Source organism: Salicibibacter cibi (assembly GCF_016495865.1).
GTDB lineage: Bacteria > Bacillota > Bacilli > Bacillales > Marinococcaceae > Salicibibacter > Salicibibacter cibi.
In genome coordinates this window covers 1,292,415-1,316,276 of record NZ_CP054706.1, presented here as the reverse complement: position 1 = coordinate 1,316,276, position 23,862 = coordinate 1,292,415, and the positions used below count along the sequence as shown (strand labels likewise).

Sequence of the window (23,862 nt, the reverse complement as noted above, 5' to 3'; positions counted from 1 at the left end):
CTTTTCACCTCATTTTAGTCGCATGGGCATGATCAAGGTATCCTTGTAAGATCAGCACTGCGGCAAGTTTATCAACGACTTTTTTTCGTTTTTTGCGGCTCACATCTGCGGATATTAACGTTCGTTCTGCCGCTTTCGTCGTTAGCCGTTCATCCCAAAACTGTACAGGAATCGTTGCGTTCTTTTCAAGGGAAGCAGCAAATTGTTGCGATTTTTCTGCACGAGGGCCTAGCGTCCCGTTCATATTTTTTGGCAAGCCTACCACAATTTTTTCAACATCATGTTCACAAACGACCTTTAAAATCTTTGCGATCGTCGACTCATGCCCTTTTACAGCAATTGTCTCAAGTCCTTGCGCCGTCAATCCCAACGCGTCACTGATCGCTACTCCGATTCGTTTATCTCCCACATCCAGACCGAGAATCTTCATGCGCGACGCTTGGCTTTCTGCAAGTACGTACGAACGAGTTCTTCAATGAGCTCGTCTCTTTCAAGACGGCGAATCAACGTGCGTGCGTCGTTATGTCGCGGAATGTACGCCGGATCCCCGGATAATAAATACCCGACGATTTGATTAATGGGATTATACCCTTTTTCTTCAAGAGCTTGATGAACATTGACCAAAACTTCTTTGACGTCTGCTTGCGCGGAGTCTTCCTGTACATTAAATTGGACGGTGTTATCTTTTGAGCTCATCCTCTCTCACCTCGCAATCAAATTCACGGATCGTTATTGCCCGCTTCCTGTATTTGACCTTATTGTACATGATTTGGTGAAATTATGAAACGGAGGCGACGATTTCATCGACCGCTGCCAACGCTTCCGGTAACTTTTCCGGGCTTTTGCCCCCGGCCTGGGCCATGTCCGGACGGCCTCCTCCGCCACCATCACAAATGGCCGCAACTTTTTTGACGATGTCGCCGGCCTTATAGCCGTCGGAAACCAAGTCTTTGCTCACCGTAGCGACAATGTTGACTTTGCCGTCTCTCGCTGTACCGAGAACAATAATTCCTGTAGGGAGTTTTTGTTTTAACCGGTCCGCAGTCGTTCGAAGGGTGTCCATATCACTGTTATCCAGTTGACCCGCCAACACCGAGATGCCATTGATATCATGCACATCGTCCAATAACTGCATAGCCTCCATGTTCCCCAATTTTGCCGCGATTGATTCGTTTTCCTTTTCTTTTTCGCGGACATCCTGTTGAAGTTGGTCCACTCTTTGAGGAACGTCTTCCGTCGATTTTGCTTTCAGCTGTTCTTTTACTAGTCCCAATACTTGCAGTTTCTGCTCGATATAATGGTATGCTGCTTGGCCGGTAACGGCTTCAATTCGTCGAATACCGGCGCCAATCCCCGTTTCGGAGATCCATTTAACGATGCCAACCTCTGCGCTGTTGGCCACATGTGTTCCTCCGCATAGTTCAATGCTATAGTCCCCGATATGAACGACACGAACGTTGCTGCCATATTTTTCGCCAAACAGGGCCATGGCTCCTTTCGCTTTTGCGTCTTCCAAGGTTGTTTCTTCAATAACCAGTTTTGTAGCGTCAGCGACTTTTTCATTGACGATGGCCTCAATGTCCTGTAACTCAGCGTTTGACACTTGTCCAAAATGGGAGAAATCAAAACGCAAACGATCCGGTCCGACATACGATCCTGCTTGATTCACGTGATCGCCGAGCACATCTTTTAGCGCTTGATGGAGCAAGTGGGTGGCAGTATGGTTTTTTTGAATCGCGGCACGGTCTTTTCCATTGATCGAAGCAGTGATCGGCTTGCCCGTTGTTAACGTGCCTTCGACGACGGTTACCCTATGTAACGGTTGTCCATTGGGCGCTTGTTGGACATCGATCACTTCTGCTTTTGCCCCGTCGGAAAACAGTAGTCCTTGATCCGCCACTTGCCCGCCGCTTTCTGCGTAAAAAGGAGTTTCTTTTAACAGGACAAACGCTTCTTCCCCGGCGCTCGCCGCTTCCACACGTGCATCATTTCGCACGATTGCTTGTATTTTCGTAGCAATCTCGGCTTGTACATATCCAACGAATGTGCTAGTTTCGTGAAGCGAACGAAGCGCCTCATTTTGGCTTTGCATCGAGTCGCCTTCTTTGCGAGCGGCTCTTGCCCGTTCCCGTTGCGCTTCCATTGCGCTTTCAAATCCTTCAAGATCCACATGGAGACCGGCATCCGTTACGTATTCCTCCGTCAAATCGACCGGAAATCCATACGTATCGTAAAGGCGGAAGACATCGTCCCCGTTGATTTGGGTTGCTCCTGCTTGCTTGGCGCCTGCGATTAAATCATTTAAAATCGCCAATCCATCGCTTAAGGTTTCATGAAAACGCTCTTCCTCATTCCGCACGACTTTTTGAATAAACGCTTCCTTTTCCTTCACGTTCGGATAGTGACGTTCCATAATGCTCGCAACGACCGGAACGAGACGATACATGAACGGATCATGAATACCGAGCGATTGCGCATAACGAACCGCGCGCCGCAACAACCTGCGTTGCACATACCCCCTTCCTTCATTTGACGGAAGAGCTCCGTCGGCGATCGTGAACGAAACAGTACGGATATGGTCAGCAATGACTTTAAAAGCCGTATCATACGTCTCTTTTTTCCCATAAGAAGCATTCGCCAACGTTTCCGTCTCTTTTATTATCGGCAAAAACAAGTCGGTTTCGTAGTTTGTTTTTGTATCCTGAATAACCGAAACGAGACGCTCGAGCCCTAATCCGGTATCGATGTTTTGATTTGGAAGCGGTGTGTATGTCCCGTCGGGATTGTGATTGAACTGGGAAAAAACAAGGTTCCAAATCTCCAAATACCGTTCGTTTTCGCCCCCCGGGTAAAGTTCCGGGTCCGACGGATCGTTGCCGTAAGCAGGCCCACGATCATAAAAAATTTCTGCGTTCGGTCCGCTCGGCCCTTCTCCGATATCCCAGAAATTTTCCTCCAGGCGAATGATCCTCTCTTCCGGAAGCCCAATATCCTCTTTCCAATAACGGTACGCCTCATCGTCCTCCGGATGAACCGTTGCGGATAAGCGTTCCGGATCAAATCCGATCCACCGCTCATCGGTCAGAAATTCCCATGCAAATGCAATGGCTTCTTTTTTAAAATAATCGCCGATCGAGAAATTGCCTAGCATCTCAAAAAACGTATGATGGCGTGCCGTTTTGCCTACGTTTTCAATATCGTTCGTCCGAATCGCTTTCTGAACGTTGACGATCCGTGGGTTTTCCGGAACGATTCGTCCGTCAAAATATTTTTTTAACGTCGCCACCCCGCTGTTGATCCACAACAACGAGGGGTCTGCATGAGGCACGAGAGAAGCGCTCGGTTCTATGTCATGGCCTTTTTCTTTAAAAAAATCAAGAAAAAGCTGACGCACGTCAGCTGACGTTAAGCGTGTCATTTCGTTTTTCCTCCTTTTTTCCACATATAAAACCCCGCCCCAAAAAAGGGACGAGGTTGTTTATTTACTCGCGGTACCACCCTTGTTAACGCATTCGCTTATATCGATATCGCGAATGGTTCGCTTGGATGCCTTAACGCGGCGAACGGCAGGGGTTAGCTGCACTCCGGAATAGCCTTCAATCAATCCATGTTTGGATCCTCTCAGCCGTGAGACCCTTTTCTGTACAACAGGGGTTGATTTACTCGTTCCATCAACGTATCTTTCATTTGTGTTAATGTGTTATTTTCTTTCTTTATATCGGATTTATTGTGGGATGTCAAGGGTGGGCGTTGTGATTCTTAAAGTGTCTGCGTTCATGACAGTTACATCGGTCGGTTATTGTTGATGAATTCATTCTCGGAAGTTACAATTAAATTCGTTTCTTGTCGTCAAAGGCATCCAATTGAATAATTACGTCAAGTAGCCTAATCATTAAGTGAAGACCCCAAACTTTTAAATAAAGGTCTCGAGTAGAGTAAACCCCCATTCCACTCTATTTTCTCTCCTAACACTGGGGAAATTGGGAGAAGCCAAACGTGATGCTCCGGATGCATTTGGTACACGCTTGATGCATGGCAGGCGCGAGCGCTTGGTAAGAATCCAAATCCGAAAGCTGCGTCCGTTGGTAACCGACGACGCCAAGGTTCCCGTCATTCCCGTTTCATGAGGTTCATCCACCATATTTAAGACATTATTCTTGCCCACATTTGAAGAATAGTCGGAATTATGCTGTTTTGCGCCGGCTGAAATGTTCGTCAGCCCATGCTCGGCCGATCCGTACGTGCCTTTATTTCATTCACATTATTCCTCCGTCCGTTCGATTGATCTAATCCCTAGCGTAAAATACCAACCAAAGAATGAAAAGAGTTGAAAAGGAATTATCTATTGGTTTTATCAGACCTGCGGATAAAATTCGGCAGCACAAGCGTGATGATAGAACTCATCACTTCAGAAACGATATAATGAATCCAGACGCGTATCGTGAGGAGGGAGCCGACGCATGAAAAAGAAAATTTTCCTTTTTTCAGGTATCTTTATCGGGATTATGATCGTTGGACTACTACTGGCGAGCAACTATTTTTATCAGGAAAGTGTGCAGCGGAGCGGTGATGTTGAACTGCACAGCGAGGATACGGATACGGATGCGTTGGCTGATCCGGAAGATCAACAATTGCTTGAAGAGGCACAAGATTGGTATGACGAGCAAGAACAAATCGAGGTAGCGCTCACCAGCTTTGATGATCTGCAATTGGCCGCAAGTTTCATGCCGACTGAGGGTTCCGATGGCAATGCCGTCATCCTCGCCCATGGGTACCGCAGTCAAAAAGAAAATATGGATGAATACGTGGAATTTTATCACGACCAAGGCTTTGACGTCTTAAAACCGGACGCACGGGGGCACGGGGAAAGTGAAGGCGATTATATCGGTTTTGGTTGGCATGACCGTCTCGATTATCTTGACTGGATCGATATGCTCATCGACGAGCATAATGCTGAAAACATTCTTTTGCACGGAGAATCGATGGGAGCGGCTACCGTTTTAATGGCGAGCGGGGAAGATCTTCCCGACGAAGTTCGGGGGATTGTGGCTGACAGCGCCTACACAACCGTGGAAGAAGAACTGACGCATCAACTGCAGCATTTATACGGCCTGCCTGCTTTTCCGCTATTGAATATTACCAGTCTCGTCACCAATATTCGGGCCGGATATACGTTTACGGAAGCTTCTACGATTGAGCAAATAAAAGCTAACACGCTCCCTTTATTTCTCATCCATGGCAGTGAGGATGAGCTCGTTCCGACGGACATGGCCGATGAACTCTACGAGGCTGCCGGGGGTGAACCGGAATTATGGATCGTCCCGGATGCCGGTCATACGGAAGCGTATACGGTGACGACGATGGAATTTCAGGAACGGCTGCAGACTTTCATCGAAGACATAGGAATGTAGCAGGATGAAAGCCGCAAAACATTTTGCTACGATGCTCTTAGAAGGGAGGGCTAATGATGGCTAATTCCATTTATGAGCAATTGTTCGACAAACTCGACCTCGGCATACGGGTCATCGACCAAGAAAGAAAGCCGCTCATTTATAACGAAAAAATGCGCGCGATTGAATCAATGACCTTTTCCGATTTTACCGACCGCCCGTTTATGGATGTCTTTAACTTTCGCACCGAAAAAGAAAGCCGGCTCATCCAAGCCTTAAACTATGCTCGTGTCGTTGAAAACAAAAAACAAACGTATTTTAATGCCAAAGGGGAGATCATCACGACGATCAACCACGTTTACCCATTAATGGAAAATAATAAAGTAATCGCCGCCGTGGAAATCGCCAAAGATGTCAGTCAAATGGAACAAATTCTGCGCGACAAACGCACAAACGAGGAAGGGACCCGTTTTCAGTTTTCGGATTTACTCGGAGAGTCCCAAAATTTCCTAGAGGTCGTTGAGCAGGCGCGACGTGCCTCACGCACATCTTCTCCCGTCATGATTATCGGTGAAACCGGTACCGGGAAAGAACTGTTCGCACAAAGCATTCATAACGAGAGCGAACGCGAAGGCAAGGCGTTCGTTACCCAAAACTGCGCCGCCCTTCCGGAAAGTCTTGTGGAAGGCATTCTGTTCGGAACAGCAAAAGGCGCGTTTACCGGTGCGATTGACCGCCCCGGCTTATTTGAACAAGCGGATGGCGGAACATTGCTCTTGGATGAAGTGAATGCCCTACCGCTTCATTTGCAGCCTAAGCTTTTGCGCGTCCTCCAGGAAAAGAAAGTCACTCGCGTCGGTGAGGCGAAGGAACGTCCCTTTGACGTTCGCTTGCTGGCGACGTTAAATGAAGACCCGCTGGAAGCGATTGAAGCTGAACGCTTGCGGAAAGATCTTTATTACCGCTTAAGCGTCGTCAGTTTGTTTATTCCCCCGTTGCGCGAACGCGAGGATGATGCGACCACGCTCGCACACTTTTTTTTACGAAAATATAATAACCGCTTTCATTTAAACGTACAACAATTTTCCGATGAAGTTTTCAGAGTGCTGCGAGGCTATCACTGGCCGGGAAACGTTCGGGAGCTCGAACACATCATTGAAGGGTCGATGAATTTTTTAAGCGAGGAAACCGTTTTTGATATTCAGCACTTGCCAACCCATATTCGCGAGCGCCAGTCACATTCATATCCCGCCCATACAGGATTATCTAAACACTTGCATCAGGAAGAATCCTTGCCGGAGCGCCTAGCCCTCATCGAACACAACTTGATCTTCCAGGCGATGAAAGCGAACAAAGACAATGTATCCCAAGCAGCAAAATCTCTCGGTATTAGTCGACAGAATTTGCAGTACAAGTTGGACAAATATAGCAAATAATTTTGCGTATCCGCCGAAAATTATTTTGCATTTATGGATCTTCATTTTTTAGATGCTGCTCTCAAACACCCTTTTATTTTGGCATACAAATTGCATATGTTTATGGTGTACCTTAATTTAAAGGAGTGATCGCAATGGTCGTCTCGTACACCCACGAACCATTTACAAATTTTCAAAATAGCAATAACATAGCCGAATATGAAGCAGCGCTTCATTTGGTGAAAAGTGAGCTCGGCAAAGAATACCCGCTTATCATTGGCGGAGAGCGGGTGACGACAGACGAAAAAATTGTATCGATAAATCCTTCCGACAAGAACGAAGTCGTCGGCACCGTTTCCAAAGCTAATCAAGCGCTTGCGGAACAAGCGATGGAAAAAGCACAAGAGGCATTTAAAGTGTGGAGTGGCTGGGATCCGGAAGCTCGCGCGAACGTACTCTTCCGAGCAGCAGCCATCGCTCGCCGTCGCAAACATGAATTTTCGGCCTGGATGGCTTATGAAATCGGGAAAACACGAACAGAAGCAGACGCTGATTCAGCGGAAGCGATCGACTTTCTGGAATATTACGCCCGGCAAATGATCGAGCTTAAAGATGGTGAACCGGTGAACAGCCGTTGGTTTGAAAACAACCAGTATGCGTATCAACCCCTGGGCGTAGGTCTCACCGTTTCCCCGTGGAATCTGCCATTCGCGATCATGGCGGGGACAACTGTAGGTCCGATGGTAGCCGGAAATACGATCTTGCTTAAACCTGCGAGTCTCACCCCGGTGATCACGTATAAATTCATGGAAGTGCTCGAAGAGGCCGGAATGCCGGCAGGCGTCGTCAATTACATCCCGGGAAGCGGGAGCGAAATCGGCGATTATCTCGTTGAACATCCGCAAACGCGCTTTATCAATTTCACCGGATCCAAAGAAGTGGGCATCGGCATTTACGAGAAAGCGGCAAAAGTTCAGCCTGGCCAAAATTTCCTGAAAAAGACTGCGATTGAAATGGGCGGAAAAGATACGATTATCGTTGATGATGATGCTGATCTAGCCCTTGCCGCGGACGCCATCGTGCAATCGGCGTACGGTTTCAGCGGCCAAAAATGTTCTGCATGTTCACGCGTCGTCGTTCACGAAGACGTTTACGATGAGGTTCTCGACAAAGTGACAAAAATAACCGAAGAACTGACCGTCGGCGATCCGGAAAGCGCGGAGACGTACATGGGTCCTGTGAGCGAGCAAGCCGCCTATGATAAAATTCTCGATTACATTGACATAGGAAAACAGGAAGCACGCCTCGTGACCGGTGGAACCGGCAATAATGAAGAAGGCTATTTCATCCAGCCGACGATCTTTGCCGACGTGAATCCACACGCGCGCATCATGCAGGAAGAAATCTTCGGACCGGTCGTAGCCTTCGCAAAAGCGAAAGATTTTCAGGAACTTATCGACATCGCCAATAACACCGACTATGGATTAACCGGATCGGTCATTTCGAACGACCGCGCCCACCTGGAAAAAGCTCGTCGGGAATTTCATGTCGGCAACCTCTACTTCAACCGTGGATGCACGGCCGCGATCGTTGGTTATCAACCATTCGGCGGTTTTAAATTATCCGGTACCGACTCCAAAGCCGGTGGCCCGGGCTATATTCTCCACTTCATGGATCCAAAAACCGTTTGTGATCAGTTTTAATGGAATCAAAAATAGGCTCTGTCTCAGCGACAGAGTCCTTATTTAAAAACCGTAATGAGGGGTTACCATGATGATACAGAAACTATCCCGTAATTTCTTTAGCTCGTTATCAAACAATAAAGTCTTGAATAGAGGAGCAAAACGATGGGGATTGAAACTCGGGGCTTCGAAAGTCGTTGCCGGTTTGACCGTCGAGAGCGCGATCGAAAAAATCAAAGATTTGAATGACAGCGCTCGCTTGGTCACCCTTGATCATCTTGGCGAGTTTGTCAATGAAACCCAGGAAGCGCGCGAGTCCTTGCAAGAAGGCTTGCATACTCTGGATGTTCTCCACGAGCATGGCGTCCATTGCACCCTTTCCGTTAAACTCACCAAACTCGGACTGGATGTTGATGAAGCGCTTTGTTGGCAACAGATCTCAGCGCTTTGCGAACGTGCAGCCATCTATGACAATACGATTAACATCGATATGGAAGATTACGCTCATTATGACCAGACACTGGATATCTTAAGAGCCTTACGAAAAAAATATGACAACGTGGGCACCGTTTTGCAATCCTACCTGCATAGGGGCATCGAGGATACCGAACAGTTAGCGGGGATCCCGCTTCGCATCGTCAAAGGAGCGTATAAAGAATCACCAACTATCGCCTATCAAGATAAAAAAGATATTGGCAAAAACTTTGTGAACATGGTGCAAACGCATCTGCTTAATGAAAGCTATACAGCCATCGGCACCCATGACCATGAAATCATCGCGGAAATTAAAGCGTTTACAGAAAAAAACCATATCCCGAGAGACATGTTCGAATTTCAAATGCTCTACGGTTTCCGCAACGATTTGCAACAAGCCCTCGTCGATGAAGGCTATCGTTTCCGCACTTACGTTCCATTTGGCAGGGATTGGTACGGCTATTTCATGCGACGATTGGCGGAGCGACCGCAAAACGTTACATTTGCCATTCGGGGAATGTTTTCGAAATAAAGCACCATGACAAGGCATATAGTAACGATATACATTTATCTAGGGAGGTTAATCATGGCGATACCCAAAGCAATCACTTTCGACTGTTATGGAACGATCATCGACTGGGATCGGGCCGTGCAACATTATTTTAAGAATATTTTGAGTCAGTATGATATAAACGAGGCTGATGTTGTCGCTCTTCAAAAACATTGGGAAAGCATCCAGTTCACCTATATCCAAGATCACTACCGTCCATATAAGGAAGTCTTGAAACATACAATGGCGATGGCGTTTCGGGACTATGGTTATTCTTTTAGCACGGATGATTGTATCGCATTTTCTGAATCCATGGGAAGCTGGGAACCTTTTCCGGATGCGAAAGAAGCTTTGCTGGAACTAAAAAAACTCACCAAAATAGCTCTGATTACGAATACGGACGACGCTATTATTAATGAAACCGTGAAGCATTTAGAGGTTGATTTTGATGAAATCATTACGGCTGAACAGGCGGGCGCTTATAAAGCCAATCACCATGGGTTCCATTTGGCGCTTGAACGATTGGGTATCGAGCGATCAGAGCTTCTCCACGTCGGATTCGGTTTCAAATATGATGTCGTCCCTGCCAACGAATTAAACATTCAATCCTGCTGGGTGAACCGCTACGGGGAAACTCGGCCTGCCAATGTAAAAGAAACCTTTTTAGTCGGGGATATGGCCACACTTGCTTTATTAATCAAAGGGATGGCTCATTCCGCACGATAAAGGGAGGAAAAGTGATTCTGAGAGGTAGTAAGGGAGGGGTACGATGTCATTTGCCACCTGGTTCTGGTTACTCGTTCCGATGTTAGCCACGGTCGTTCTGTCTTTCATTAGTTTGTTAAGGGTAAGGAGGGGCGAGAATGGATCTTGATATTCCTACGTTAATCACCTTTATCATCTATATTGTCGGTATGGTGATCATCGGGATTATCTTTTACCGTACTACTTCTACTTTATCGGATTATGTGTTGGGCGGCAGAAGATTGAACAGTTGGGTGGCGGCTTTAAGCGCCGGAGCCTCTGACATGAGTGCGTTCATGATCCTCGGGCTTCCCGGCGCCGTCTACTTGTCGGGGATGAGCGAAATGTGGCTGCCGATAGGGTTAACGATCGGTGCTTACCTGAATTGGCAATTTCTTGCCAAGCGGCTGCGCCGCTATACGGAAATCGCCCGTAATGCAATTACGCTTCCCGACTTTCTGGATAAACGTTTTCGTGATGAAACAATGATCGTGCAAACAAAAATCTTGCGCATTGTATCTGCTTTTTTCATTCTGCTGTTCTTTACGTTTTACACCTCTTCGGGGCTTGTCGGAGGGGCAACGCTTTTCGCCAGCACATTTGGGTGGGAGTATCATACCGCCTTATGGATCGGTGCGATCGTCGTTATCTCCTATACGTTTTTAGGTGGGTTTCTTGCGGTCAGTTACACCGACTTTATTCAAGGTATCCTGATGTTTTCGGGTCTCATCATCGTTCCGATTGTTGCCGTGATCGAAATGGGAGGATGGGATAGTACTGTTTCCAGTATTGCCAACGTCAACCCTGTTTATCTGGATGCTTTCGCAGGCACCTCGGCGATCGCGATCATTTCTTTGCTCGCCTGGGGCCTTGGTTACTTTGGGCAACCGCATATCATTACCCGTTTTATGGCCATTCGTTCCGAAAAAGACATCCCCGCTGCCCGTTTTATCGGCATCACATGGATGACTTTCGGCCTTCTGGGAGCAGTTTTTGTGGGCCTTGTTGGGATCGCTTACTTTGAAGGGGGAGGCGCAGGTTCGTCATTAGCGGATGAAGAAACCGTGTTCATCTTTTTTTCACAAGTACTCTTTAACCCTTGGGTTGCCGGGATTTTACTTGCCGCCATACTGGCAGCAATTATGAGTACGATTGATTCACAACTGCTCGTGTCATCAAGCGCGCTTACCGAGGATTTCTACCGAGGTTTCCTTAAACCCAATGCTTCTGCCGCTGAACTCGTTTGGATCGGCCGTGCCGGTGTCATCGTAATTGCACTCATTGCCACCTTTTTGGCGTACGACCCAGAGAGCACGGTGCTGGAACTGGTGGAATATGCCTGGGCAGGTTTCGGCGCGGCCTTTGGACCGGTGATGTTATTCAGTGTTTTCTGGCGCCGAATGACTGCATGGGGAGCCATTGCCGGCATCGCCACTGGAGGGCTCACCGTTATCGTATGGAATTTCTTTGAAGGCGGGTTTTTCGACCTTTATGAAATTGTTCCCGGGTTTGTGCTGGGCAGCTTGGCAATTATCATCGTGAGCTTACTCAATCAGCGACCGGCCGATCATATTCTGGAAGAATTTGATTTCGTGGAGAACGCAACTTACGACGAAGAAAAGAAAAAATATGTACGTAAAGACTGATTAAACAAAGAAAATGAGGAACTCAATAAGCTTCCTCATTTTCTTCTTTTTTACGGAAGACCCGCACGACTTCACCGATGATGACAAATAACGGAACGGCAATGAGGAGTCCGATGAACCCCGCGAATTCGTAACCGATCAACAGTGCGAGTAAAATCAACAGTGGATGAAGGTGGGCACTTTTCCCCATGATATAGGGCGACAGGACATTGCTTTCCAACTGCTGCACAATGGTAATGGCGATAACCGTGAATAAAACAGTTTTCCAGGACATGCCAAGCGCCACAATAACAGCGGGAACCGCACCGATATAAGGCCCGACATAAGGGATCAAGTCGGTCATTCCCATGAAGATCCCAAGGATCAATGGATAAGGGAGCTGAACGATCCACAGTGCGACAATCGAAAGCACACCTACGCAAAGAGAAACGACGATTTGTCCCCGAATATAAAAGCCGAGCGCGTGATCCACAGCCTGTACAAATTTTTTTCCATTTTTCTGCCACCGTTCAGGGATGACATACGTGGCCGCTTTTTCAAAGGCATGCAAATCCTTCAGCAAATAGAAGACTAAAAAAGGAAGCAAAAAAAGCATGACCACCCCTTCAACAATCGCCGGCCATTGCTCCACCACCCTATCCAGCATATCTTCTCCGTTGGTTTCCAGTTGCACGACGCCCTCTTCGACCTGATCGTGAATGACGGGAGGCAGTGTATCGATCTGGCGGTGCATGGATAGCCATCCGGATTCGAAGGCTTGAATCCACCCCGGCAATTCATTGACGATCTCCCGATATTGACGAGCCAAAACGGGAGCCATTTCAATCAATAGCCAAATACCCCCGCCAAAAAACAGCAGGTAAATGAGTAATACTGACGCCCACCGTGGTAACCCCTTTCGCTGCAAAAAGGCAATGACAGGATGCAAGAGATACGCAAATAATCCGGCAAGCAAAAACGGTAAGAGTATTTTTCCAATACTGAACAACACCGGTTTCCATACAGGCGCAAGTAAGTACAAAAAATATAAACAAGCCAACAATATTAGTAAAAAAAGTGACCGAAGCAAGCCTTTCCGTGATGTCATCCCTACCTCCACAGCGTCTTATTATGATTAGCATTTACTGTTGAGGAGTGATTATTCGAGAAAGTGGACGACCGCTGAGAATTTCGGCATATTTAGGGACTGCTGAATAACGGAAAAAGACTGGCACATAAGCATTTTCCGTTGGTGTTGTCAAAGCTGGATGCAAGGAAATCCATCCTATAAGCAAAAAAACCCTTGCACTTCTGGCAACGTACGGAGAGATGGTGCTGCAATGGCGAGACTCCAGCGGAAAAACGGACGCGTCAAGACCCCGCAGCGCCGGTTTTGCGCGAGGAGGCTTGACCGTTCGTCCGCGGAAAGCGAAGCCATGGAAGCGGCATCCCGGCTTCAGCTGATGGCTGCACGTTGTTCAGCAATCCCTATTTACTATGTGGCATGGCGACATTTGCTCCGGGATTCGATCCATTCGGTCGCCATAATCCTTTCATGACGACCGCATACTCTTTTTTTCACCGCTTTCGAGCTCCATGAACAGAGAACTCCTACGTGAAAATCGCCCGTTTTCGTGAGACGGGCGATTTTCACGCTAGAAAGTGCGCCTGTATGCTCTGCGCAATTGTTTGTAGTACCTGTTTTTCTTAAGTTTTGACATCCAATTAGGGTTTGAGCGTCGTTGCTGAGCGTTGTACATATAAATGGCTGTACCGACAGATCCGATTCCTGCAATAAGCAGTGAAGAGGCGGCTTTGTTATTCATGGGCGACCCTCCATTCATACATCATATTGGCAAATGGCATTTACCGTCCTGACGCTTTTTGTATGAGCTGGGGACGCTCCTCCATCTTTATCCGTCGCTCCTCATTACTAAAGAGGTCATCCAATGAACTAAGCGACCCGTCTTCCTCGACTTGGAAAACAGCTAAATGTTCCCCTTGAATGACGATTTCTATGCAACAGCGCCCACAATAATATTGTGAGCTTCCAATTTTCCCTAAATCTTTTAAATGGCAATTGGGACAATGAACCATACAGACCCTCCTGTAAAAAATCACCTTTTTCACAGAATGGTCAAATCATCCTCCAGCTATACATAAAAGGCCAGGAGGCTTAGTATTGTCCTTCCTTGACGTTTTCATGATTGGTACTTGCTTCCTGTATACGATGGTACAAATGGGAATAGCGGCTGTATTGGTCATTTTTCTCCACAGCCAATGCAAATGCCCGCTGTTCGCCGACCATGATTAATGAATCACGCGCCCTCGTGATCGCTGTATAAAGCAAATTCCTTTTTAACATCCGTCGGTAGGACATGGATAAGGGAACGATAACAATCGGGAATTCGCTTCCTTGGGCTTTATGAATCGAGGAACAATACGCAAGTGTGATTTGTTTTAAGTCCTGTTTTTCATAGTACACCTCAATGCCGTCAAACGTAACGACGAGTTTTTCTTTTCCATCTTCGGTTTCTTTTTCTTTTAAAAGAGCGATGATTTCGCCGCGGTCTCCGTTAAAAACATTGTCCTCGGGATTATTGACGAGTTGCAGGACGATATCGCCACTGCGAAAGACGACATCGCCATACGTCATAGACCGCTTCCCTTGTTTCGGCGGATTAAATAGGGCTTGCAGTTTTTCATTCAGCAAATGAATGCCCGCCGTCCCTTTATACATCGGGGCGAGCACTTGAATTTCACGCGCAGAATAGCCTTTTTCCATCGCTTTTTGGCATATTTGAAGAATAACGTCAGGCATGCTCGTTCCTTGGCATGCAATGAACGATCGATCCGGTTTCGTTTCTTTAAAATCAGCGGATAACTGACCCTCTTTTAAATCGTGGGCCAAATCGATGATCGAGGAACCTTCGGCCTGGCGGTAAACCGACGACAACGATATCGACGGAATTTTTTCCGATCTAAGCAAATCCCCGAGCACTTGCCCCGGTCCTACGGATGGCAATTGATCTTCGTCGCCGACGATAATCACTTGCATCCCGGCCGGTATCGCCTTAAATAGTTGATTCGCGAGCCATAGGTCAATCATGGACGCTTCATCGATGATCAACAGCTCCCCTTCGAGCGGATTTTCTTCATCGTGTTCAAGAAATTCCTCTTCTTCGCCGCGCCAACCAAGCCATTTGTGAATAGTAAACGCTTTCAGTCCGGTTGTCTCTGCCATTCGTTTCGCAGCTCTTCCCGTAGGCGCGGCAAGCAGAACCGGAAGCTTTTTTTCTTTTCGTTGGTTCCAACCGCGCAAGCGTTTGAACATCTCCACAATTGCGCGAATAACCGTTGTTTTCCCCGTTCCTGGTCCACCGGTTAAAATCATGAGCGGAGACTTGAGGGCGAGCTCTACCGCTTCTTTTTGACGATCGGCGTATGTGATCTTGAAATCATTTTCCAACTCACCCAACATTTTCAAATACAGGTCTTCAGCAAACGTTTCCTGAACTTCCGTGTCCAACAAACGATTCACGTTCGTTGCCAGCCCCTTCTCCGCAAAAAAGAGCGATAATAAATAAGCTCGTTCGTCCGGAACAGCAACCGTACCTTCCTCGTCAAGTTCAACAATTTCTTTTTGCAACATTGTGGCATCCACTTCAAGGTTTCGATAATTCAGCACTTTCAACGCCTCTTCAATCCATACGTCTACCGGCAAATAGACGTGTCCGATGCTTTGGGACATTTGCCACAAAGAAAATAGCAACCCTGCCCTAAGCCGCTTCTTTTCCGTCGGTGCAATGCCTAATTGAACGCCAAGTGCATCGGCCTTTTGAAAACCGATGCCTTCAATATCCTGAACGAGTTGATAAGGGTCTTTTTCAACTACCTCTAGCGTCTCCCCTTTATACGCCTGAATAATTTTTGTGGCCAATTCCGTACCGAACCCATATGTAATCAAGCGGCTCATCACACCGGCGATCTCTTGTTCTTCCATTAACCGCTCGGTGAGCACATCCGCTTGTTGACGCTTAATATCGGGAATGTCATACAAAAGGCTAGGCTGGTGGAGGATTTTATCAATCGCCGATTCGCCTAATTCAGCAACGATACGGGAGGCGGTTTTCTTTCCTATGCCGGGGAAGCGATCGCTGGATAAATACTGGATTACCGCCGGTTTTCCTTCGGGGATATAAGGTTCGTATAGTTCCATGTTGAACTGTTGACCATAACGTTCATGTTCGCGAAATTGCCCGTAAAACGTCAATAGATCTTCTTCGGGGGGGTAAGGAAAATGGCCGACAACAGAAATGGAGGAGGCGTCAACAGCAGGAGTTGCGTCATCGACACGGATGTTTAAAACCGTATAGCCATTTTTTTCATTCCGAAAAATAACATGGCTTACCGTTCCGGTGATTTTATCCATCGATGACTTCCATTCCTCGTTCATGATTGGCCTCCTCATCAATCAGCGCTTAATTCTCCGTCGCTTTTTTCACTTGCTTTTTCCCGTGTGCAGCCAAATAATGATCCGGTTGCAACTCTAATGTCTTGTTGAAATAATCAAGCGCCTTCTTATTTTCCGCTTTGGAAAAATAGGCAATCCCCAAATTATAATGGGCGTCGGCGTGGCCTTCATTTTTGCCGATAACCGTCTGAAAAGCTTCGATGGCTTCGGCTATGAGCTCTGATTTTGCAAGCGTCAACCCAAAATAAAAGCGTGCATCTTCATCGTCGGGGTCCAATTCCACCGCCCGTTGCAAGCGAGCCATCGCAAACGGAAGGTTGTCTAACTGGTATTCGCACATTCCGATCATCATGTGCAGACTCTGGTCATCCATGCCCACCGCCTCAGCTTGCCTATAAAACTGTAGTGCTTCCTGATAATTTTCGACGTTATAGGAGATATTTCCTGCCCCGTAGTATGCGCCTGCCTGCTTGTCATCCAACTGGATCGCGCGCTGATAACAGGCAAGTGCCTGTTTATATTCCCCTGCACGCGCAAGCAAACTGCCCATGTTTGTATAAAGCAAAGGATTGTCAGGGGCGCTTTCAAGCGCTTGCCGGAAATGAGTGATCGCTTCTTCGTAGTTTCCGGCTTGCATTGCGTCCATCCCTTTTTGGTATGCGTTCACCTTACCCACTTCCCGATAGCATTTCGACTTCTTCATTTACGGCGGTTGACTCAATCGTGCCCCCGCCTAAACATACGTCTCCATCGTAAAAAACGACCGCTTGTCCGGGGGTAACCGCTCGTTGGGCTTCTTTAAACGCCACAAAGAATTCATTTTCATCGTTCACGTACAACGTAACTTCTTGATCCGCTTGTCGATATCGAAATTTCGCCGTGCATGGAAAGGCCTCCGTTGGCAATGAGGAAGAAAGCCAATTTAAACCGGATCCATAAAGCCCGTCAGACATGAGTGCGGGGTGTTTACTTCCTTGAGCAACGATTAGTACATTTTCCTCGAGATCTTTATCGACGACGAACCAAGGTTCGCCGGCGCCGCCGATGCCAAGGCCTTGGCGTTGCCCGAGCGTATAATACATCAATCCTTCGTGACGCCCTTTCCGCTCGCCTTGGGGCGTACGCATTTCCCCCGGTTGCGCGGGCAAATATTGTTGGAGAAAAGATTTAAAATCACGTTCGCCGATAAAGCAAATGCCGGTACTGTCTTTTTTCGACGCCGTCGCCAGCGCTCGTTCTTCCGCCATGTTTCTTACTTCTTTTTTATCATAAGAACCAAGCGGAAACATGACTTGCGAGAGCTGCTCCTGGGTTAGTTGGCTCAAAAAGTACGTTTGGTCTTTGTTGCCATCAACGCCGCGCATAAGTTCCACCGTGCCATCCCTAGACTCAGCCAGACGTGCATAATGGCCGGTAGCTAAATAGTCGGCACCGAGCAGCAACGCATAGTCCAAGAACGCTTTAAATTTAATTTCTTTGTTGCACACGATATCCGGGTTTGGGGTGCGCCCTTTCCGGTATTCTTCCAGAAAATACGTAAACACGCTGTCCCAATATTGCTGTTCAAAGTTCACCGAATAATAAGGGATACCGATTTGGTCACACACACGTGCCACATCTTGGTAATCAACAGTCGCTGTGCAGACGCCGTTTTCATCCGTGTCATCCCAATTTTTCATAAAAATGCCGACGACGTCATAACCTTCTTCTTTAAGCAAAGCCGCGGCCACTGATGAATCAACGCCTCCGGACATGCCCACGACGACACGGGTATCATTGTTTGTTGCCATTGGTTTCACCTCGCTTTTTTGCCAACAGACGACGGTGTTGATCGGCAATGTTCGCGATCGCTTTCGCTGCTTCGTTCAGTTGTTCCTCATCATTCCCATAGCCAACACTAACCCGAACGGAAGAGCGTACTCGGCCATCATCCTCGCCATACATTGCTTTCAATACGTGCGATGGCTGAAAGCTTCCCGCCGTACAGGCAGACCCACTCGAGACCGCGATTCCCTTCAGATCAAGTTGCGTCAAAAGGGCTTCCGTCGATATGCCGGGAAGATGGAGGTTGATAATATGGGGCAGCCTTTGTCCTTGTCCATTTATTTCATATGCCACATTTTCATCCTCAAGCGCGGACAACAGGTGATTCACAAGCCTTGTATACGTTATTGCCCGTTCCCGTTTTTCGTTCATCAGCAATTGAACGGCTTCGCCGAAACCGGCAATTGCCGGGACATTTTCAGTCCCCGGGCGCAATCGTCTTTCTTGTTCTCCTCCGAAAAACAACGGATGAAGCTGTGTTTCTTTTTTTACGTACAAAAAACCCGACCCTTTAGGTCCGTTGATTTTATGGGCGGAAGCGGTGAGCAAGTCGACTTGAAGGGACGCTACATCGAGGGGTAATACCCCATAAGCTTGTACCGCATCGGTATGGAACAGCGCGTTGTGCACGCGCAAATGCTCGCCGATAGCCTTGATCGGATTAATGGCTCCCGTTTCATTGTTTCCGTACATAATTGTCACTAAAATGGTATCTTCCCGCAAAGCTTCCTGCAAAGCGTCCATGCGAACTGTTCCGTCCGACATGACCGGTAAATATGTGACATCATATCCTTCCCGCTCCAACTGCTTGCAAGCGTGAAGCACCGCGTGGTGTTCGGCTTCCGTCGTAATTACGTGAGTGCCTTCATGCTTTCGGGATCTGGCAACACCGGTGATGGCAAGGTTATCCGCTTCCGTTCCACCGCTCGTAAAGATGATTTCCTCTGTGTTTGCTCCCAAGCTTTCAGCTATGCTCATCCTGGCGGCATCCACTGCTTTTCGCGCTTCTCGTCCAAAATGGTGAATGCTGGATGGATTGCCCGCTATCGTCCCATCAAGATAAGGTTTCATCGCTTCCCATGCTTCCGGTCGCACAGGCGTTGTCGCGGCATGGTCCAAATAAATATCCGTCATGCTTATCACCTTTAATTCCGGATACGAGAGAAATAGGAAATCCCAATCTATAAATCTTCTCTCTTTGTGTTCCCCCGGCTAAATATAAAACATATAGTCTTCCATATCGCCTGTCTCTTCATAGTTCGCCAAATCATCGAGCGTCGTGGAATCGAGTACGTCTTTTACAGCATCCCTGATCTTAATCCAAAGGTCACGTTTGGCCGGCTCTTCATCCTCCACCACTTCTACCGGGCTGATCGGCCCTTCAAGGACGCGGATAATGTCTCCCGCGGTAATCTCTTTCGGATCTTTTGTCAGCATGTAACCGCCATAAGCGCCGCGGACACTTTTTACGTACATCGCATTACGGAGCGGCGCAATTAATTGCTCGAGGTAGTGCTCCGATAAGTTATACTCTTTCGCGATCGATCGTAAAGAAATCGGTCCATCTCCATGCTTTTTAGCTAACGCGATCATGATGGTAAGTCCGTATCGACCTTTCGTCGAAATTTTCATTTTCGCCCCCTCTTTCTAGCCAAGCATTAAATAGTCGTTGGCAGTAAGGCAATGTATAGCCAACGACCGGCCCAATTGTCAATGAAAAAATAATGGTGCCGATAAAAACCGGTCCGCCCAACATCCAGCCGCATAGGAGAATCGTGATTTCCATGAATAAACGGACACGGCCAATCGGTATTTCTGTTTTATTTGCGATTGACAGCATAAGCATATCCCGTGGGCCGGCACCGCATTTTGGTGCAATATAAATGCCGATGCCTGCCCCCATAATGAGTACGCCCATGATTAACATGAAAAATTGTATACCTAAGTGATCCGGTGTGGAAATGACATGAAGAAAAAGGTCAATAAACACACCGACAAATACCATATTAAGGACGCTTCCCAATTGTGGAAGCCTGCGGTCCAACAGCGCCGATGTCGCTATAATTGCCGTTCCGACGATAATGCTCCAACTTCCCACCGTTAACCCTAGGTTCATCATCAAGCCAATGTGAAACACGTCCCAAGGTGCAGCGCCAAGATCCGCCCGAATCATTAAGGCAATCCCTGCCGACATGATCATGATCCCTGCGGTAAATATTCCCCAACGCAAGAAGTCTCTCTTCACTCTCCCAAGTGAGTGTTGCACAGTTATTCCTTCTCTCTTTTTGTTTAGCAGGTAAGAAAGTATAAATCAACTTTATTACCTGCATAAGTGCAACTAAAGCTTTTCGCCATAAAAGCTTGGCGAAAAGCCAAGTTTTCTAAAAGACCCAATAATCCTATAGTATTATAGCATATTTTCCATACCCATGCATTCGAAGCGGTTTTGTTGTTGATTGCAAGTATCTGTGTTACTCTAATGAAAAAGAACGTGTATTCCCTGTGTAAATACATGCCAGGAGGTCAACGATGAGCAGCCCACCACTTGCCTATCGCATGCGTCCCAAAACCGTTGATGAAGTTTACGGCCAGAATCACCTGTTAGGAGAGGGAGCCCTTATTCAAAGAATGGTGCAGGCGAACAAGTTGCATCCAATGATTTTGCACGGTCCGCCCGGCACCGGGAAAACGTCACTTGCGACCGCACTTGCCGGGAGCACAAACATTCATTATAAACTGCTGAATGCTGCGGAACATCAAAAAAAAGATCTGCAAACCGCGGCGGAAGAAGCACGTATGTACGGAAGCTTAATTCTCATTCTTGACGAGTTCCATCGATTGGATAAAAGCAAACAGGATTTCTTGCTCCCCCATCTGGAAAGTGGGGAATTACTTGTGATCGGCGCAACGACCGCCAATCCCTATCATTCGATTAATCCCGCAATACGCAGTCGTTGCCATGTTTTCGAACTTCATAAACCCGAAACAACAGACATTCGTAAAATGCTCGAAACCGCGCTTGCAAACGACGACAAAGGGTTGGGTGAACATCTGACAAAAGTGGATGAAGATGCACTTGAACATATGGCCGCCTCTTCCGGCGGCGATATGAGAGCAGCCCTGAATGCGCTTGAACTCGCTGTTTTATCTACCCCTACGGGCGATGATGGTATCATTCACATTGATGTAACGATTGCCGAAACATGTACACAAAAGAAAAATTTCGATCATGACAAAGACGGCGATCATCATTACGACGTACTTTCCGCCTTCCAAAAATCCATCCGCGGAAGTGATGCGGATGCTGCCCTTCATTATTTAGCACGATTAATCAAGGTAGGCGACCTCACGAGCATTGGGCGCCGACTGCTCGTCATGGCATACGAAGATATCGGACTTGCCAATCCGCAAGCCGGGGCACGGACGTTGGCAGCTATTGAAACGGCAGAACGTTTGGGATTTCCGGAAGCACGGATCCCACTTGCAAATGCCGTCGTCGAACTCGCGCTCTCCCCAAAATCCAACGCTGCTTACCGGGCGATGAACACTGCTTTGCAAGACATTGACAAGCACGGATCAGCACCGATTCCCGCGCATATCCGGGACAGCAGTTACCAAGGGGCAAAACATTTAAATCGAGGAATCGGATACCTCTATCCGCATGATTACAAAGACGGGCTAATCCAACAGCAATATCTTCCTGACCCGTTAAAACACCACCGTTATTTGCGCTTCCAAGGCAACAGCAAATTTGAACAAGCATTTCGGGAAGCGCAAACGAAGATTAACCAGACGATTAAACCTTCACAGCGATAACGTGGAACTTTCATCAGAGGAGAGGGTTACCCCCTGATGGATTAAGGGTACGCTGGCTAAATTGGCCACGTCCTGTGGCAACGCCGGCACTAGCCCGTCCTGGGCGTCGCAATCCAGATAACAGAAATCAGATAGCCAGAGAACAGATGACGATAGATCGCAGAAGCGAAGGGATGCTGGGAAATAACTTTCATCTGACTTCCGGCTTCCGATGTCTGACCTCCAGAATAGCGGGCGCCTACCAGCGGGATAATTTCGATTTCTTTTCCTTCTTTTCATTTTGGGAAGTATAGAGATTATGAATATGGTCCATATTAATACCAGAAAGTAAAACTACCATCAAAGGCATCGCCCATTGATGGGATAAGGTAAAAACTATGAACCTCAAGGAAGAAGGGATAGAAATGACGAAAGTACGCCAAGATGCTTGGTCACACGAGGACGATGTATTACTGGCCGAAACAGTATTAAAACACATAAGAGAAGGAAGCACGCAATTAAAAGCCTTTGAAGAAGTCGGCGATATATTAAATCGCACGGCTGCTGCCTGCGGTTTCCGTTGGAATGCAGTTGTACGAGATCGTTATGAAGGGAAAATAAGCGAAGCAAAACGGGACCGGAAAAACTTTCAACGGCGAGATGCCGCAAACGCCGTGCAACAAACGCTAGGAATGAAAACGGCGAACGCGATGGAAACATCCTCCGAAAACAAGGCAAATCCCGGTAATGACGAAGACTTGTCACTCGAGCAGGTGATTGTCTTTTTGGAAACATTGAAAAACAAACGGGAAAATACCGGTATCGACGAAGAGAAAGTGACGGTGTTAGAAGAAGAAAATCAGCAACTGCAAACAGCGGTAAACGCTTGGCGCTATAAACACGAAGAACTGGAAAAAGAATATCAGTCTTTGCTCACCGTCATTAACCGTGCACGAAAAATGACGTTTATGGATGAAACCAACGCTGAGCCTTTCATGAGATCCAACGATTTTCGACTGGACCATGACGGTAACATTGAAAATATCGCCAAAGATTCAGTCTGAGAAAATTTTGCTTTTAACGGGAAAAGGCTGCCAATCATTCCTTGGCAGCCTTACTTATGTAATAACAAGAAGTCCCGTTGTGCCGTAAAGATCACCAAGTTTTGAAGCCTGCAATGGCAGGTGGGTGCCCTGCTCAGCCTTCCGTAAGTCCCTGTGAAGGGCATTTACTTCCAGTTGAAACGTCAGGCTCCCTATCAAAAAGTGTTGGCTTTAAAACGAATAGTGTTGTACGCACACTACAGGACCTCTTTATAATGTGATTATAGCATGATTGGAACACCTCTGCAAGAACGGAAGTCAGATTTCAGAAGCCGTAGGAAATCGAAAAGTGATGGCTGACCACCCGAAATAACGGCACTTACATCTGGATTAAATTAAACTGCTAACAGCAAAACGACATTAAAAACAGTGTTTTTAATTTAACCGTTTGCTGGTTATAATGAGAAACAGGAGGGATTCTTCATGGATAATCAACTGGTAAACAGCCAACCGATCACGCACATTGAACAAAAAATCGGGGCCATTGAAAAACATACCGAGCAATATAAGACCGATATGAATTTGTATCGGGATCGAATAGATATTGACGGAGATAGTTACCCGCTCGCTGAAATTTTCGACATTTCTTACCGTTATAAAGAAAACGAGGTCGGGTTTCTTTATTTACACACGTCTCACGGCGTACGTTCTTATTTTATCACGGAAAACCCCGAACCTTTTATTTCCTCTTTTCGCGAAGTTGAACAAAAATAACATGCGCCTGGGGACAGACCATAACAATGACTAAACCGCATGAAATCAAATGTAAAAACTTTTCTTGATTTC

At 47.1% G+C, this 23,862-nt stretch carries 21 protein-coding genes and 1 other RNA gene; 10 read left to right on the top strand and 12 right to left on the bottom strand.

Annotated elements, in window-relative coordinates:
• Positions 1-4 precede the first annotated feature (4 nt).
• The 3 genes from ruvX to alaS all read right to left on the bottom strand — a co-directional run bounded on the left by ruvX (position 5) and on the right by alaS (position 3,418).
• Positions 5-430: a Holliday junction resolvase RuvX gene (ruvX, locus tag HUG20_RS06670; protein WP_200089435.1), complete on the bottom strand. Its 426-nt coding sequence runs from the start codon at positions 428-430 to the stop codon at positions 5-7.
• Positions 427-696, bottom strand: a complete 270-nt coding sequence (locus HUG20_RS06665; RefSeq protein ID WP_200089433.1) for an IreB family regulatory phosphoprotein — start codon at positions 694-696, stop codon at positions 427-429. Before HUG20_RS06665 ends, ruvX begins: the two co-directional genes overlap by 4 nt.
• A gap of 82 nt (positions 697-778) precedes the next feature.
• Positions 779-3,418 carry an alanine--tRNA ligase gene (alaS, locus tag HUG20_RS06660; RefSeq protein WP_200089425.1) on the bottom strand — a complete coding sequence of 880 codons (2,640 nt, stop codon included), beginning with the start codon at positions 3,416-3,418 and terminating at the stop codon, positions 779-781.
• Between the two features lie 1,042 nt (positions 3,419-4,460).
• On the opposite strand from alaS, the gene HUG20_RS06655 reads away from it, so the two are divergent.
• The 6 genes from HUG20_RS06655 to putP all read left to right on the top strand — a co-directional run bounded on the left by HUG20_RS06655 (position 4,461) and on the right by putP (position 11,901).
• The gene (locus tag HUG20_RS06655) at positions 4,461-5,411 is read left to right on the top strand and encodes an alpha/beta hydrolase (RefSeq protein WP_200089423.1); all 951 of its coding nucleotides are present in this window, start codon (positions 4,461-4,463) and stop codon (positions 5,409-5,411) included.
• 56 nt (positions 5,412-5,467) lie between these two features.
• The gene (locus HUG20_RS06650) at positions 5,468-6,826 is read left to right on the top strand and encodes a sigma-54 interaction domain-containing protein (protein ID WP_425504099.1); all 1,359 of its coding nucleotides are present in this window, start codon (positions 5,468-5,470) and stop codon (positions 6,824-6,826) included.
• Positions 6,827-6,960: 134 nt separating this feature from the next.
• Complete coding sequence (pruA, locus tag HUG20_RS06645) at positions 6,961-8,508, top strand: L-glutamate gamma-semialdehyde dehydrogenase (RefSeq protein WP_200089414.1); 1,548 nt, start codon at positions 6,961-6,963, stop codon at positions 8,506-8,508.
• 70 nt (positions 8,509-8,578) lie between these two features.
• Positions 8,579-9,493, top strand: a complete 915-nt coding sequence (locus HUG20_RS06640) for a proline dehydrogenase family protein (protein WP_200090420.1) — start codon at positions 8,579-8,581, stop codon at positions 9,491-9,493.
• Positions 9,494-9,547: 54 nt separating this feature from the next.
• Entirely contained in the window at positions 9,548-10,237 is a 690-nt protein-coding gene (locus HUG20_RS06635) for an HAD-IA family hydrolase (protein WP_200089406.1), read from the top strand.
• A 137-nt stretch (positions 10,238-10,374) separates the two neighbouring features.
• Positions 10,375-11,901, top strand: coding sequence for a sodium/proline symporter PutP (gene putP, locus HUG20_RS06630; protein ID WP_200089404.1), 1,527 nt, complete (start codon positions 10,375-10,377; stop codon positions 11,899-11,901).
• Positions 11,902-11,923: 22 nt separating this feature from the next.
• On the opposite strand, the gene HUG20_RS06625 is transcribed toward putP, so the two are convergent.
• A complete protein-coding gene (locus HUG20_RS06625) occupies positions 11,924-12,988 on the bottom strand; it encodes an AI-2E family transporter (protein ID WP_200089402.1) in 1,065 nt (354 codons plus the stop codon).
• 224 nt (positions 12,989-13,212) lie between these two features.
• On the opposite strand from HUG20_RS06625, the gene HUG20_RS19425 reads away from it, so the two are divergent.
• Positions 13,213-13,344 carry a hypothetical protein gene (locus HUG20_RS19425; protein ID WP_281392430.1) on the top strand — a complete coding sequence of 44 codons (132 nt, stop codon included), beginning with the start codon at positions 13,213-13,215 and terminating at the stop codon, positions 13,342-13,344.
• A gap of 402 nt (positions 13,345-13,746) precedes the next feature.
• Here the strand turns inward: HUG20_RS19425 and HUG20_RS19115 are convergent, their stop codons facing one another.
• The 7 genes from HUG20_RS19115 to HUG20_RS06595 form a co-directional block, all read right to left on the bottom strand.
• The gene (locus HUG20_RS19115) at positions 13,747-13,977 is read right to left on the bottom strand and encodes a hypothetical protein (RefSeq protein WP_246476566.1); all 231 of its coding nucleotides are present in this window, start codon (positions 13,975-13,977) and stop codon (positions 13,747-13,749) included.
• A gap of 79 nt (positions 13,978-14,056) precedes the next feature.
• Positions 14,057-16,336 carry an SF1B family DNA helicase RecD2 gene (recD2, locus tag HUG20_RS06620; protein ID WP_200089400.1) on the bottom strand — a complete coding sequence of 760 codons (2,280 nt, stop codon included), beginning with the start codon at positions 16,334-16,336 and terminating at the stop codon, positions 14,057-14,059.
• Between the two features lie 25 nt (positions 16,337-16,361).
• On the bottom strand, positions 16,362-17,021 hold the full coding sequence (locus HUG20_RS06615; RefSeq protein ID WP_200089398.1) for a tetratricopeptide repeat protein: 660 nt from the start codon (positions 17,019-17,021) through the stop codon (positions 16,362-16,364).
• 1 nt (position 17,022) lies between these two features.
• Positions 17,023-18,144 carry a tRNA 2-thiouridine(34) synthase MnmA gene (gene mnmA, locus HUG20_RS06610; RefSeq protein WP_200089383.1) on the bottom strand — a complete coding sequence of 374 codons (1,122 nt, stop codon included), beginning with the start codon at positions 18,142-18,144 and terminating at the stop codon, positions 17,023-17,025.
• Complete coding sequence (locus HUG20_RS06605) at positions 18,128-19,312, bottom strand: cysteine desulfurase family protein (RefSeq protein WP_200089382.1); 1,185 nt, start codon at positions 19,310-19,312, stop codon at positions 18,128-18,130. Before HUG20_RS06605 ends, mnmA begins: the two co-directional genes overlap by 17 nt.
• Positions 19,313-19,390: 78 nt before the next feature.
• Positions 19,391-19,810, bottom strand: coding sequence for a cysteine metabolism transcriptional regulator CymR (gene cymR, locus HUG20_RS06600; RefSeq protein ID WP_200089380.1), 420 nt, complete (start codon positions 19,808-19,810; stop codon positions 19,391-19,393).
• Positions 19,755-20,444: a YczE/YyaS/YitT family protein gene (locus HUG20_RS06595; RefSeq protein WP_246476565.1), complete on the bottom strand. Its 690-nt coding sequence runs from the start codon at positions 20,442-20,444 to the stop codon at positions 19,755-19,757. Before HUG20_RS06595 ends, cymR begins: the two co-directional genes overlap by 56 nt.
• A 263-nt stretch (positions 20,445-20,707) precedes the next feature.
• Here HUG20_RS06595 and HUG20_RS06590 point away from each other — a divergent pair, with 263 nt between their 5' ends.
• Both HUG20_RS06590 and HUG20_RS06585 read left to right on the top strand, forming a co-directional pair.
• Entirely contained in the window at positions 20,708-21,994 is a 1,287-nt protein-coding gene (locus HUG20_RS06590; RefSeq protein ID WP_200089378.1) for a replication-associated recombination protein A, read from the top strand.
• A gap of 404 nt (positions 21,995-22,398) precedes the next feature.
• On the top strand, positions 22,399-23,037 hold the full coding sequence (locus tag HUG20_RS06585; RefSeq protein WP_200089376.1) for an RsfA family transcriptional regulator: 639 nt from the start codon (positions 22,399-22,401) through the stop codon (positions 23,035-23,037).
• 67 nt (positions 23,038-23,104) lie between these two features.
• On the opposite strand, the gene ssrS is transcribed toward HUG20_RS06585, so the two are convergent.
• Positions 23,105-23,285: non-coding RNA, 6S RNA (gene ssrS / locus HUG20_RS06580), on the bottom strand.
• A gap of 214 nt (positions 23,286-23,499) precedes the next feature.
• On the opposite strand from ssrS, the gene HUG20_RS06575 reads away from it, so the two are divergent.
• The gene (locus tag HUG20_RS06575) at positions 23,500-23,790 is read left to right on the top strand and encodes a hypothetical protein (RefSeq protein WP_200089374.1); all 291 of its coding nucleotides are present in this window, start codon (positions 23,500-23,502) and stop codon (positions 23,788-23,790) included.
• The last annotated feature ends 72 nt before the right edge of the window (positions 23,791-23,862 follow it).